11 protein-coding genes are annotated in these 12,579 nt (G+C 69.2%); 5 read left to right on the forward strand and 6 right to left on the reverse strand.

The genetic code is table 11. The features are described from left to right. Window position 1: 1 nt before the first annotated feature. The 3 genes from secF to G6045_RS04845 all read left to right on the forward strand — a co-directional run bounded on the left by secF (window position 2) and on the right by G6045_RS04845 (window position 4,496). Window positions 2-1,141 (forward strand): protein translocase subunit SecF, encoded by a 1,140-nt coding sequence (gene secF / locus G6045_RS04835; protein ID WP_165330530.1) that lies wholly within the window; start codon window positions 2-4, stop codon window positions 1,139-1,141. After that, on the forward strand, window positions 1,138-1,677 hold the full coding sequence (locus tag G6045_RS04840) for an adenine phosphoribosyltransferase (RefSeq protein ID WP_165330531.1): 540 nt from the start codon (window positions 1,138-1,140) through the stop codon (window positions 1,675-1,677). Before secF ends, G6045_RS04840 begins: the two co-directional genes overlap by 4 nt. Before the next feature lie 290 nt (window positions 1,678-1,967). Continuing rightward, window positions 1,968-4,496: a RelA/SpoT family protein gene (locus G6045_RS04845; protein ID WP_165330532.1), complete on the forward strand. Its 2,529-nt coding sequence runs from the start codon at window positions 1,968-1,970 to the stop codon at window positions 4,494-4,496. A gap of 82 nt (window positions 4,497-4,578) precedes the next feature. On the opposite strand, the gene G6045_RS04850 is transcribed toward G6045_RS04845, so the two are convergent. After that, a complete protein-coding gene (locus G6045_RS04850) occupies window positions 4,579-5,811 on the reverse strand; it encodes a DUF349 domain-containing protein (RefSeq protein WP_165330533.1) in 1,233 nt (410 codons plus the stop codon). Window positions 5,812-5,964: 153 nt separating this feature from the next. After that, complete coding sequence (locus G6045_RS04855) at window positions 5,965-6,750, reverse strand: peptidylprolyl isomerase (RefSeq protein ID WP_165330534.1); 786 nt, start codon at window positions 6,748-6,750, stop codon at window positions 5,965-5,967. 212 nt (window positions 6,751-6,962) lie between these two features. On the opposite strand from G6045_RS04855, the gene G6045_RS04860 reads away from it, so the two are divergent. Next, complete coding sequence (locus G6045_RS04860) at window positions 6,963-7,670, forward strand: MBL fold metallo-hydrolase (protein WP_165330535.1); 708 nt, start codon at window positions 6,963-6,965, stop codon at window positions 7,668-7,670. Between the two features lie 13 nt (window positions 7,671-7,683). Further along, window positions 7,684-8,946 (forward strand): histidine--tRNA ligase, encoded by a 1,263-nt coding sequence (gene hisS, locus G6045_RS04865; protein WP_165330536.1) that lies wholly within the window; start codon window positions 7,684-7,686, stop codon window positions 8,944-8,946. A gap of 72 nt (window positions 8,947-9,018) precedes the next feature. Here the strand turns inward: hisS and G6045_RS04870 are convergent, their stop codons facing one another. From G6045_RS04870 to G6045_RS04885, 4 genes are read right to left on the reverse strand one after another with little or no spacing between them, the layout of a single operon-like run. Continuing rightward, window positions 9,019-9,645, reverse strand: a complete 627-nt coding sequence (locus G6045_RS04870) for a response regulator (protein ID WP_165330537.1) — start codon at window positions 9,643-9,645, stop codon at window positions 9,019-9,021. Further along, window positions 9,642-10,886, reverse strand: coding sequence for a sensor histidine kinase (locus G6045_RS04875; RefSeq protein WP_165330538.1), 1,245 nt, complete (start codon window positions 10,884-10,886; stop codon window positions 9,642-9,644). The genes G6045_RS04870 and G6045_RS04875 overlap by 4 nt, the downstream gene beginning before the upstream one ends. Then, the gene (locus G6045_RS04880; protein WP_165330539.1) at window positions 10,844-11,686 is read right to left on the reverse strand and encodes an ABC transporter permease; all 843 of its coding nucleotides are present in this window, start codon (window positions 11,684-11,686) and stop codon (window positions 10,844-10,846) included. Before G6045_RS04880 ends, G6045_RS04875 begins: the two co-directional genes overlap by 43 nt. Next, on the reverse strand, window positions 11,683-12,549 hold the full coding sequence (locus G6045_RS04885) for an ABC transporter ATP-binding protein (protein ID WP_165330540.1): 867 nt from the start codon (window positions 12,547-12,549) through the stop codon (window positions 11,683-11,685). The genes G6045_RS04880 and G6045_RS04885 overlap by 4 nt, the downstream gene beginning before the upstream one ends. Window positions 12,550-12,579 lie beyond the last annotated feature (30 nt).

Genomic DNA, 12,579 nt, shown 5'->3' on the forward strand with positions numbered 1-12,579 from the left:
GATGTCGAAGCTCGGCAACCTCGGCGCCAGGCTGTACCGCGGCGAAGTCGGCTATGACTTCATCGGCAAGCGGTTCATCTGGTACGGCGTCTCGGTCCTGATCACCATCACGGCCATCGTGGCCCTCGCGGTGCAGGGCCTCAACATGGGCATCGAGTTCAAGGGTGGCGCGGTCTTCAATACGCCCACGACATCCGTCTCGGTCGAGAAGATCACGGAAGTGGCCGAGAAGGCCTCGGGTCACCAGGCGATCACCCAGAAGCTGGGCAAGGGCGGCACACGCGTCCAGATCGCCGGTGTGGACGTCGCCAAGTCCAGCGAGATCAAGCAGGCGCTCGCCGACGAGCTCGGCGTTCCTGCCAAGTCGATCAACTCGGAGCTGGTCGGCCCCAGTTGGGGCGAGCAGATCGCACAGAAGGCATGGACGGGCTGCATCGTCTTCATGATCCTGTGTGTGATCTATCTGGCGATCGCGTTCGAGTGGCGGATGGCGGTCGCGGCCCTGGTGGCCCTGATCCACGACATCACGATCACCGTCGGGATCTACGCCCTCGTGGGCTTCGAGGTCACCCCGGGCACGGTGATCGGTCTGCTCACGATCCTCGGTTACTCGCTCTACGACACGGTCGTGGTCTTCGACTCCCTCAAGGAGGGGTCGAAGGACATCACGAAGCAGACCCGCTACACGTACAGCGAGATCGCCAACAAGTCGATCAACTCCACGCTGGTCCGCTCCATCAACACCACCGTGGTGGCGCTGCTCCCGGTCGCGGGCCTGCTGTTCATCGGTGGCGGTGTCCTGGGTGCCGGCATGCTGAACGACATCTCGCTCTCCCTGTTCGTGGGTCTCGCCGCCGGTGCGTACTCCTCGATCTTCATCGCCACCCCGCTCGTCGCCGACCTCAAGGAGCGCGAGCCGGCGATGAAGCAGTTGAAGAAGCGGGTGCTCGCCAAGCGCGCGGCCGCCGCTGCCAAGGGCGAATCGTCCGAGGGACCGGACGCCGCCGGCACCTTCGACGACGCGGTGCCCGCGGACGCGACCCCGGCCGTGGTCGGCCAGCGCGGCGTCGAGCCCGCTGCCCGCACCCAGCCCTCGTCGCGTGCGCGCGGCAAGGGCCGTCCCTCGGGGAAGCGCCGATGACCGGGGCGGCGGAGCTGCTGCTCAGCCGTATCCGCGACGTACCGGACTATCCGCAGCCCGGCGTGGTGTTCAAGGACATCACGCCTCTGCTGGCTGACCCGGCCGCGTTCACGGCCCTCACGGACGAGCTCGCCGAGCTGTGCGTACGGCACGGCGCGACGAAGATCGTCGGCCTGGAGGCGCGAGGCTTCATCCTCGCGGCTCCGGTCGCCATCCGCGCGGGGCTCGGCTTCATCCCCGTACGCAAGGCGGGCAAGCTCCCCGGAGCGACGCTCAAGCAGGCGTACGACCTGGAGTACGGCAGCGCCGAGATCGAGGTGCACGCCGAGGATCTGGCCGCGGGCGACCGCGTCATGGTCATCGACGACGTCCTCGCCACCGGCGGCACGGCCGAGGCCTCGCTGCACCTGGTGCGGCGGGCGGGCGCCGAGGTCGCGGGTGTGGCCGTGCTGATGGAGCTCGGTTTCCTGGGCGGCAGGGCCCGCCTCGAGCCGGCCCTGAAGGGCGCGCCGCTGGACGCGGTGCTCGTCGTCTGAACCAGTCCGACCCAGCTGCAAGCCCTGCGAGGGCGGGTTTCCGGAGACTTCCGGGGCCCGCCCTCGCGGCCGTCTCGGAGACTTCCGGGACCCGTCCTCGCGGCGTTCTCGGAGACTTCCGGAACCCGCCCTCGCGGCGTTCTCGCCCAGTCCCCGCTGCGTTTTCGCGCAGGGCGACGGACGTGCGACGGACCACAGCGTGAACCGTCGGGCACGAGCGGATGGCCCAGGGTCGATACCATGGCAGTCCGGACCTGATCGGGGGGCCGGATCCTGCCTGAGGAGCGCTCTTGCCAGACGAGGCCCGACAGCCACTCACCGCCGCGAAGTCCCAGGCCGACCAGCCTGCGGACCCCAAGGCCGCGGCGGCCGCTGCCCTGCCCGCCAAGAGTGACCCGGCGGCCGAAAAGCACTCCCCGAAACCGGCGACGCCCACCGAACGGCCCGCGGCCCCTCCGATGCGCCCGGCCGGGACCGCGCCTGCCCGTGCGGGCTCGACCGCGGCGTCCGGCGGCTCCCGGTCGAATTCCTCGTCCAATCGCGTACGGGCCCGTCTCGCCCGCCTCGGCGTGCAGCGCTCCAACCCGTACAACCCGGTCCTCGAGCCCCTGCTGCGGATAGTGCGCAGCAACGATCCCAAGATCGAGACCTCGACGCTGCGCCAGATCGAGCGCGCCTACCAGGTCGCCGAGCGCTGGCACCGGGGGCAGAAGCGCAAGAGCGGCGACCCGTACATCACGCACCCGCTCGCCGTGACGACCATCCTCGCCGAGCTCGGCATGGATCCGGCCACGCTGATGGCCGGGCTGCTGCACGACACAGTCGAGGACACCGAGTACGGCCTGGACACCCTGCGCCGTGACTTCGGCGACCAGGTCGCGCTGCTCGTCGACGGCGTGACCAAGCTGGACAAGGTCAAGTTCGGCGAGGCCGCGCAGGCCGAGACCGTGCGCAAGATGGTCGTCGCGATGGCCAAGGACCCCCGGGTCCTGGTCATCAAGCTCGCCGACCGCCTGCACAACATGCGCACGATGCGCTACCTCAAGCGCGAGAAGCAGGAGAAGAAGGCCCGCGAGACGCTGGAGATCTACGCTCCGCTGGCGCATCGCCTGGGCATGAACACCATCAAGTGGGAGCTGGAGGACCTCGCGTTCGCGATCCTCTACCCCAAGATGTACGACGAGATCGTGCGGCTCGTCGCCGAGCGGGCCCCCAAGCGCGACGAGTATCTGGCCATAGTGACCGACGAGGTCCAGGCCGATCTGCGCGCGGCCCGCATCAAGGCCACGGTCACCGGCCGGCCGAAGCACTACTACAGCGTCTACCAGAAGATGATCGTGCGAGGCCGCGACTTCGCCGAGATCTACGACCTGGTGGGCATCCGCGTCCTCGTCGACACGGTCAGGGACTGCTACGCGGCGCTCGGCACGGTGCACGCGCGATGGAATCCGGTCCCCGGCCGGTTCAAGGACTACATCGCGATGCCCAAGTTCAACATGTACCAGTCGCTGCACACGACCGTGATCGGCCCCAGCGGCAAGCCTGTTGAGCTGCAGATCCGTACCTTCGACATGCACCGCCGCGCCGAGTACGGCATCGCTGCGCACTGGAAGTACAAGCAGGAGGCCGTCGCCGGCACCTCGAAGGTGCGCAGCGACGTACCCAAGAAGACCGGCAAGGACGACCACCTCAACGACATGGCGTGGCTGCGCCAGTTGCTCGACTGGCAGAAGGAGACCGAGGACCCGTCCGAGTTCCTCGAGTCGCTGCGCTTCGACCTGTCGCGCAACGAGGTCTTCGTCTTCACGCCGAAGGGCGATGTCATAGCGCTTCCGGCGGGAGCGACCCCGGTCGACTTCTCGTACGCCGTGCACACCGAGGTCGGCCACCGGACCATAGGAGCACGGGTCAACGGGCGGCTCGTACCGCTCGAATCCACCCTGGACAACGGCGACTTGGTGGAGGTCTTCACCTCCAAGGCGGCCGGTGCGGGCCCGTCCCGCGACTGGCTCGGCTTCGTCAAGTCGCCACGGGCGCGCAACAAGATCCGCGCGTGGTTCTCCAAGGAGCGCCGCGACGAGGCGATCGAGCAGGGCAAGGAAGCCATCGTCCGCGCGATGCGCAAGCAGAACCTGCCCATCCAGCGGATCCTGACCGGCGATTCACTCGTGACGCTCGCGCACGAGATGCGCTATCCGGACATCTCCTCTCTGTACGCGGCGATCGGCGAGGGCCATGTGGCCGCGCAGAACGTCGTGCAGAAGCTGGTCCAGGCCCTCGGCGGCGAGGACCAGGCCAACGAGGACATCGCCGAGACCGCCCCGCCGACCCGCGGCCGCTCCAAGCGCCGCTCCAGCGCCGACCCCGGCGTGGTCGTGAAGGGCGTCGACGACGTCTGGGTGAAGCTGGCGCGCTGCTGCACCCCCGTGCCCGGCGACCCCATCATGGGCTTTGTGACGCGCGGCGCCGGTGTCTCCGTACACCGCAAGGACTGCGTCAATGTGGACTCGCTCTCGCAGCAGCCCGAGCGGATCCTCGAGGTCGAGTGGGCGCCCACCCAGTCCTCGGTCTTCCTGGTCGCCATCCAGGTCGAGGCCCTCGACCGCTCGCGGCTGCTCTCGGACGTCACACGCGTCCTGTCCGACCAGCACGTCAACATCCTGTCCGCGGCGGTGCAGACCTCCCGCGACCGGGTGGCCACCTCCCGCTTCACCTTCGAGATGGGCGACCCCAAGCACCTGGGGCACGTCCTGAAGGCGGTACGGGGCGTGGAGGGCGTGTACGACGTGTACCGCGTGACGTCGGCGCGACGGCCGTAGCACCGGCCAACTCCAGCCATACGAAAGGGGCTTGCGTACCTCGGTACGCAAGCCCCTTTCGTATGAAGAGGATTGAGGGCGACTAGCCGCCGAACTCCTCAAGACCCTTGAGTGCCTGGTCGAGCAGCGCCTGACGGCCGTCCAGCTCGCGCTGGAGCTTGTCCGCCTTGGCGTTGTTGCCCGACGCACGGGCCGCCTCGACCTGGTCGCGGAGCTTGTCCACCGCGGCCTGCAGCTGACCGGTCAGACCCGCGGCACGTGCACGCGCCTCCGGGTTGCTCCGGCGCCACTCGGTCTCCTCGGCCTCCTGCAGCGCGCGCTCGACCGCGTGCATCCGGCCCTCGACCTTCGGGCGCGCGTCCCGCGGGACGTGGCCGATGGCCTCCCAGCGCTCGTTGATGGCGCGGAACGCGGCACGGGCCGACTTCAGCTCACCGATGGGCAGGAGCTTCTCGGCCTCGTCGGCCAGCTCCTCCTTGAGCTTGAGGTTCTCGCCCTGCTCCGCGTCCCGCTCGGCGAAGACCGAGCTGCGGGCCGAGAAGAACACGTCCTGGGCGCCGCGGAAGCGGTTCCACAGCTCGTCCTCGTGCTCGCGCTGCGCGCGGCCCGCGGCCTTCCACTCGGTCATCAGGTCGCGGTAGCGGGCCGCGGTCGGGCCCCAGTCCTGCGAGTTGGACAGCGACTCGGCCTCGGCGACCAGCTTCTCCTTGGCCTTACGGGCGTCCTCGCGCTGCGCGTCGAGGGCGGCGAAGTGGGCCTTGCGGCGCTTGGAGAAGGCGGAGCGCGCGTGCGAGAAGCGGTGCCACAGCTCGTCATCGGACTTGCGGTCCAGACGCGGCAGACCCTTCCAGGTGTCCACCAGGGCCCGCAGGCGCTCACCGGCATGGCGCCACTGGTCGCTCTGGGCCAGCTCCTCGGCCTCGACGACCAGCGCCTCCTTGGAGTGCCGCGCCTCGTCGGTCTGCTTGGCCTTCTGTGCCTTGCGCTCCTCACGGCGCGACTCGACCGACGCGACCAGCTTGTCCAGACGCTTGCCCAGGGCCTCGAGGTCGCCGACCGCATGCGCATCGGTGACCTGCTCGCGCAGGTGCTCGATGGCGGTCATGGCGTCCTTGGCCGACAGATCCGTCGTCTGCACCCGGCGCTCGAGGAGGCCGATCTCGACGACGAGACCGTCGTACTTGCGCTTGAAGTAGGCCAGCGCCTCGTCCGGAGAGCCTGCCTGCCACGATCCGACGACTCGTTCACCGCCGTCGGCCGTACGCACGTACACGGTCCCCGCCTCGTCGACGCGTCCCCACGGGTCGCTGCTCACAGCGCCTCCTCCACATGATGCGCTCGCGGGCACTCGGCCCGGGGCATCGTCCACAGTTTCCTCAGGGCAGCCGCACACAGCGCCCTGCACAACGCCAACATAGGCGACGAGCAGGGCGGCTGTCCGCATCCAGCGCTACAGAATCCCCGGCGATCAGCTCTTCTTTACCGTCGCCTTTTCCAGCGTGACGGCCTTCTTCGGGGCACCGTCGCCCGGGCTCTGGCCGCCCTCGGCGACACCGGCCTTGCCGACCGTCTCGACGATCTCGAGACCGCCCTTGTCCATCTCGCCGAACGGGGTGTACGCGGGCGGCAGCTTGGAGTCCTTGTAGACCAGGAAGAACTGGCTGCCGCCGGTGTTCGGGCCCGCGTTGGCCATCGCGACCGTGCCGGCCGGGTACGTCACCGAACCGTCGGCGCCCGGCTTGCCGAGACCGTCGAGGTTCTCGTCGGGGATCGAGTAGCCGGGGCCGCCCGCGCCGGTGCCCTGGGGGTCGCCGCACTGCAGGACGTAGATGCCCTGGGTGGTGAGGCGGTGGCACTTCGTGCCGTCGAAGTACCCCTTGTCGGCGAGGTGCTTGAACGAGTTGACGGTCTGGGGCGTCTTCGCCGCGTCCATCGCGATGGAGATGTCACCCTCGTTGGTCTTGATGTCGAAGGTGTACTTCGCCTTCTTGTCGATGGCCATCTTCGGGGCCGGCGACTCCGTGGGCGTGGGCGTGGGGGAGGGGGTGGAGCCGGACGTGACGTCCTTCTTGTCGTCGCCCTTGAACGCTCCGGCCGCCCAGGCGCCGCCGCCCGCCGCGAGCACCACCACGAGGGTGGTCGCGATGATCGCGTTGCGCTGCTTTGCCTTGCGCCGTGCCGACTCGCGCCGCTGCTGCTGACGCAGGAACTTCTCCCGCGCGAGCTGCTTCCGCCGCTGTTCGTTGCTGACCACCGGGTCTCTCCTCGTACGTGTTGATCTGCCAGTCCGAAGCCTGCCCGTACCGTATACGGGTTCGCTGTGAGCCGAGCCGCGCCGGTACGCTTTGATCCGCAGCCGTTGTACGGCGTTGACCTGCGGCTGCTGGAATCATCCGGATTCTTCGGAATTCTGGTTTCTTTCCGCAGCTTTCCGCTTCTTCCGTCGGACCGAAGGTAAGGACGATCGTGCTGATTGCCGGGTTCCCCGCAGGGGCCTGGGGGACCAACTGCTACTTGGTCGCCCCCGCCGCAGGCGAGGAGTGCGTGATCATCGACCCGGGCCACCAGGCCACCGAAGGGGTCGAGGAAGCGCTGAAGAAGCATCGGCTCAAGCCCGTCGCCGTCGTTCTCACCCATGGCCACATCGACCATGTCGCCTCGGTCGTCCCGGTGTGCGGAGCCCATGACGTACCGGCCTGGATCCACCCCGAGGACCGCTACATGATGAGCGATCCCGAGAAGGCGCTCGGCCGCTCGATCGGGATGCCGCTGATGGGCGAGCTGACCGTGGGGGAGCCCGACGACGTCAAGGAGCTGGCCGACGGCGCCACCCTGGACCTCGCGGGCCTGGAGTTCTCCGTCGCGCATGCCCCCGGGCATACGAAGGGGTCGGTGACCTTCAGGATGCCCGAGGCCTCCGACATTCCGTCGGTGTTCTTCTCGGGCGACCTGCTGTTCGCCGGCTCCATCGGGCGCACGGATCTGCCGGGCGGCGACATGGACGACATGCTCGCCTCCCTGGAGCGGGTCTGCCTGCCCCTGGACGACTCCACCGTGGTCCTGTCCGGCCACGGCTCCCAGACGACCATCGGCCAGGAGCGCGCCACCAACCCGTATCTGCGACAGGTGGCCGCCGGCTTCGGGAGCACGAATGCTCCCCGACGAGGAATGTGACGAGAGTTTTCCCGTGAGCACTTTTCAGGCCCCCAAGGGCACGTACGACCTGCTTCCGCCGAACTCGGCGACCTATCTGGCGGTGCGCGAGGCCATCTCGGCGCCGCTGAAGAACTCCGGATACGGCTATGTCGAGACCCCCGGTTTTGAAGCCGTCGAACTGTTCGCGCGCGGTGTCGGCGAGTCCACCGACATCGTGACCAAGGAGATGTACGCCTTCGAGACCAAGGGCGGCGACAAGCTCGCGCTCCGTCCCGAGGGCACCGCGTCCGTGCTGCGCGCCGCCCTGGAGGCGAACCTGCACAAGGCCGGCAACCTGCCGGTCAAGCTCTGGTACTCGGGCTCGTACTACCGCTACGAGCGCCCGCAGAAGGGCCGTTACCGCCACTTCTCGCAGGTCGGTGCCGAGGCCATCGGTGCCGAGGACCCGGCGCTGGACGCCGAGTTGATCATCCTGGCCGACCAGGCGTACCGCTCGCTCGGGCTGCGGAACTTCCGCATCCTGCTCAACTCGCTCGGCGACAAGGAGTGCCGCCCGGTCTACCGGGCCGCGCTCCAGGAGTTCCTGCGCGGACTCGACCTCGACGAGGAGACGCTGCGCCGCGCGGAGATCAACCCGCTGCGGGTGCTCGACGACAAGCGCGCCGATGTGCAGAAGCAGCTCACGGGCGCGCCGTCGATGCCGGACTACCTCTGTGACGCGTGCACCGCTTACCACAAGGAAGTACGGGAGCTCCTGGACGCCGCCGGAGTGGTGTACGAGGACGACGCGAAGCTGGTGCGCGGCCTCGACTACTACACCCGCACCACCTTCGAGTTCGTGCACGACGGTCTCGGCTCGCAGTCCGCGGTGGGCGGCGGCGGTCGCTACGACGGTCTGTCCGAGATGATCGGCGGCCCCTCGCTGCCGTCCGTCGGCTGGGCGCTCGGCGTGGACCGTACGGTGCTCGCCCTGGAGGCGGAGGGCGTCGATCTCGAACTGCCCGCCACCACCAGCGTGTTCGCGGTGCCGCTCGGCGAGGAGGCACGGCGGGTGCTGTTCGGCAAGGTCACGGAGCTGCGCAAGGCCGGGATCGCCACGGACTTCTCGTACGGCGGCAAGGGTCTCAAGGGCGCGATGAAGAACGCCAACCGTTCTGGTGCGCGCTTCACGCTCGTCGCCGGTGAGCGGGATCTCGCCGACGGTGTCGTCCAGCTCAAGGACATGGAGTCGGGCGAGCAGGGCCCGGTCGCGCTCGACGCGGTCCTGGAGACGCTGAAGGCCAAGCTCGGCTGATCGCAGTCGTGCGGTGAAGGCCCCGGAGGTGCGCCTCCGGGGCCTTCCTCATGCCTCCGTCAGGCCGAGCCCTCACGCCTCCAGCAGCCCGAGGCGCATGGCGCTCGTCACCGCCGAAGTCCGGTCGTCGACGCCCAACTTGCCGAAGGTGCGCAGCAGATGGGTCTTCACCGTGGACTCGCCGATGTGCAGCCGACGCCCGATCTCCGCATTGGTGCACCCTTCGGCGACCAGTCGCAGCACCGCGGTCTCCCGCTCGGACAGCCGCGGCCGCTCGGGCCGGGTGCGCAGCTGGTCGACCAGGCGGGCCGCGACCGAGGGCGCGAGCACCGTCTCGCCGCGCGCCGCGGCCCGTACCGCGTCGGCGAGTTCACCACGCGCCAGGTCCTTGAGGAGATAGCCGGCCGCGCCCGCCTCGACCGCCCGGAGGATGTCGCGGTCCGTCTCGTACGTGGTGAGGACGATGATCCGGCAGGTCAGTCCGGCGGCCGCCATCCGCTCGATGGACTCGACGCCCCCACCGCCCGGCATGCGCAGATCCATCAGGACGATGTCGGGGGAGAGCCGGGCGGTGAGCGCCTCCGCCTGCGGGCCGCTGGAGGCCTCGGCCACGACGTCCAGATCGGGTTCGGCGCTGAGCATGGCGCGCAGGCCCTCGCGTACCACCGGATGGTCGTCGGCCAGCAGGATACGGATCATCCGGTGCTCCTCGCGGGCCGGGGCAGTGGCAGTCGTACGGTCACGGTGGTGCCCTCGCCGGGCCGGCCACTGACCTCGGCGGTGCCCTGCACCTCCCGGGCCCTGGCACGCAGGCCGCGCAGCCCGTAGCCCTCGTCGAGGGCGGTGAAGCCGCACCCCGTGTCCCGTATCGACAGCACCAACCACTCCTCGCCATAGCTCAGGCATACGGTCGCGTCGGCGTCCGGACCTGCGTGTTTCCGTACATTCGCGAGCGCCTCCTGACAGGAGCGCAGGGCCACGACCTCGAGCCCGGGGGACAGGTCGCGCGCGGTGCCCGTGACGGTCAGGGTCGCGTGGTGGCGGTCCGCGAGCCGGCGCAGGGCGTCCGCCAGGGAACCGTCGTCGAGGTCGGCGGGCGCGCGGCCCGCCACCAGGGCGCGGGCCTCGGCGAGGTTCTGCCGTGCGGTCTGTTCCATCAGGGCCAAGTGCCGCCGCGCGCCCGGCAGATCGTGCTCCAGCTCGGAGTCCACGGCCTGGACCAGCATCAGGAGGCTGGTGAAGCCCTGGGCGAGGGTGTCGTGGATCTCGCGGGACATCCGCTCGCGTTCGGCGAGCGCGCCCCGTTCCGCCGAGAGCTTGGCGATCTCCTCGCGGCTCGCGTCCAACTCGGCGATCAGCACGCCCCGTTCCTTGCTCTGCTCGATCACCTTGATGATCCAGCTGCCGAAGACGAGCGAGAAGACCAGGGTCACGATCCCCGACACCCCGTTGAAGTACACCAGCCCGGCTTCCGGCCGCCAGATCGCTGCCCAGCCCACGATGGGAAGGATGTTGATCAGCGCGACGGTGATCATCGCCTGCCGGTACCGCAGCACCATGAAGCACTGCGGTACGAGAGCGAAGGTCGCCAGACGGCTCTCCGGCAGCATCCAGGTCGTCGCGGTGAAGAGCGCGGTGGCCACGACCACGTAGCGCATCGCGGCGCGTTCGTCCTCGCCGTCCGTGTGCATTGCGGGCCGGCCGCGCCACAGATACCAGGGCACGAGCAGGACGAACAGGCCGCACGCGGTGAGCTGTACGGCGAGCGGGGCGGGGAACGTGCCACCGACCACGAACAGGACGGTCCCCACCCACACCACCGCGAAGTAGGCGTCCCAGCCGAGCCAGACCCGGCTGTGGACGTCCACGTCGATCTCGCGCGGTCCGGCCGGTCCGTTCAGCCGTCGCGCCGGCTCTTCCACCGGAAGGTTCCCAGGCACAGCAGCAATCCTCCGATGCACCAGGCGCCGAGCACCAGGGCGATGCGCCCGTACTCCCAACTGTCCGTCATCTCAAGGACCTTGGCGGACTCCGGCAGGAACACCCCGCGCAGACCCTGGCACATCCACTTGAGCGGGAACAGTGCGCCGAGGTTCAGCATCCAGTCCGGCAGCGTGTCGATCGCGATGTAGACACCGGAGATGAACTGCAGGACCAGGAAGGGCAGCACGACCACGGAGGTGGCGCTGCGGCCGGACTTCGGCACGCTGCTGATCGCGATGCCGAGCAGGGCGCAGCCGGTGAGCCCGAGCAGGAACACCCAGCCGAAGGTGAGCCAGGCCGTCGTGTCACCGGGCAGGTCCACGTCGTAGAAGACCGTCCCGACGATCAGCAGCGCGATCGTCTCCAGGACTCCCGTGACGAGCACCAGCCAGATCTTGCCGAGGAAGTACACGCTCGGCGGCATGGGGGTGCCGCTCAGCCGGCGCAGCACCTTCTCGTCGCGTTCGATCGCGATCGAGATGCCGAGGGACTGGAAGCTGGTCGACATGATGCCCGCGGCGATCATCGCCGGTACGTAGAGCTGCGAGGCGGTGATGCCGGCGCCCTGGACGTCGTCGCTGAAGATCGACGCGAACAGGAAGAGGAACACGATCGGGAACGCGAAGGTGAACACCACCTGCTCGCGCTGGCGGAAGAACTGCCGTAATTCCAGGGCACCTTGGTGCAGTCCGAGGTTCCAGACCCCGGGCAGTCGCTCGCCGGTGGCCTTACGGGTGGGTGCGGCCGTGGTCGTCATCGCGCGCTCTCCTGTCCGGTCAGCCGGAGGTAGACGTCCTCGAGGGTGGGGCGGCTGATCCGCAGCCCGGGGATCTCGCCGTCGAAGCGCCCGGTGAGTTCCGCGACGGTGCGGGTGGGCGTCCCGGTCCGCTCGCTGCGCGGTGAACCGTCCGCCTCGGTCCACTCGACGGTGGCCTCGCCGCTGTGCGCCTGCCGCAGAGCCACCGGTGTGCCTTCCGCGGCGATCCGTCCGCCCGTGATGATCGCGAGCCGGTCGGCGAGCGCCTCGGCCTCTTCCAGGTAGTGGGTGGTGAGCAGGATCGTGGTGCCCTCGGCCGCGAGCTGCCGGATCAGTCCCCAGAACTGCCTGCGGGCCGCCGGATCGAACCCGGTCGTCGGCTCGTCGAGGAGCAGCAGCTCGGGGCCGCCGATCACGCCGAGCGCGACATCGAGCCGGCGCCGCTGACCGCCGGAGAGCGCCTTGATCCGGCTGCCGGCCTTCTCTTCCAGGCCGACCAGGGCGATGACCTCATCGGGGTTCCGGGGCCTCGGGTAGTAGCGGGCGAAATGCTCCACTGTCTCCCGTACCGTCAACTCGGCGGGCGCCGACTCGTCCTGCCAGACGATGCCGACCTTGGCCCGCCAGGCGCGCGAGCTCCTCGACGGATCGCTGCCGAGCACCTCGACCTCGCCGGCGTCGCGGGTGCGGTGGCCCTGGAGGATCTCCACGGTGGTGGACTTGCCGGCGCCGTTGGGGCCGAGCAGGCCGAAGACCTCCCCGGTCCGTATCGACAGATCGATACCGGCGACCGCATCGACGTCTCCGTAGCGCTTGCGCAACCCGGCGGTCCGGACCGCGAGTTCGGTGGTGGTTGTCGTCATGTCACTCAGCGTCGCCGCGGGCCGAACGCT

Origin of the sequence: Streptomyces mesophilus (genome assembly GCF_011044995.1) — a bacterium.
Taxonomy (GTDB): Bacteria; Actinomycetota; Actinomycetes; order Streptomycetales; family Streptomycetaceae; genus Streptomyces; species Streptomyces mesophilus.

Coding starts and splice junctions, on each gene's coding strand:
- G6045_RS04870 (WP_165330537.1), bottom strand. CDS start 9,645: ATGATCCGTATCCTGCTGGCCGACGACCATCCGGTGGTACGCGAGGGC.
- G6045_RS04840 (WP_165330531.1), top strand. CDS start 1,138: ATGACCGGGGCGGCGGAGCTGCTGCTCAGCCGTATCCGCGACGTACCG.
- G6045_RS04880 (WP_165330539.1), bottom strand. CDS start 11,686: ATGACGACCACGGCCGCACCCACCCGTAAGGCCACCGGCGAGCGACTG.
- G6045_RS04885 (WP_165330540.1), bottom strand. CDS start 12,549: ATGACGACAACCACCACCGAACTCGCGGTCCGGACCGCCGGGTTGCGC.
- secF (WP_165330530.1), top strand. CDS start 2: ATGTCGAAGCTCGGCAACCTCGGCGCCAGGCTGTACCGCGGCGAAGTC.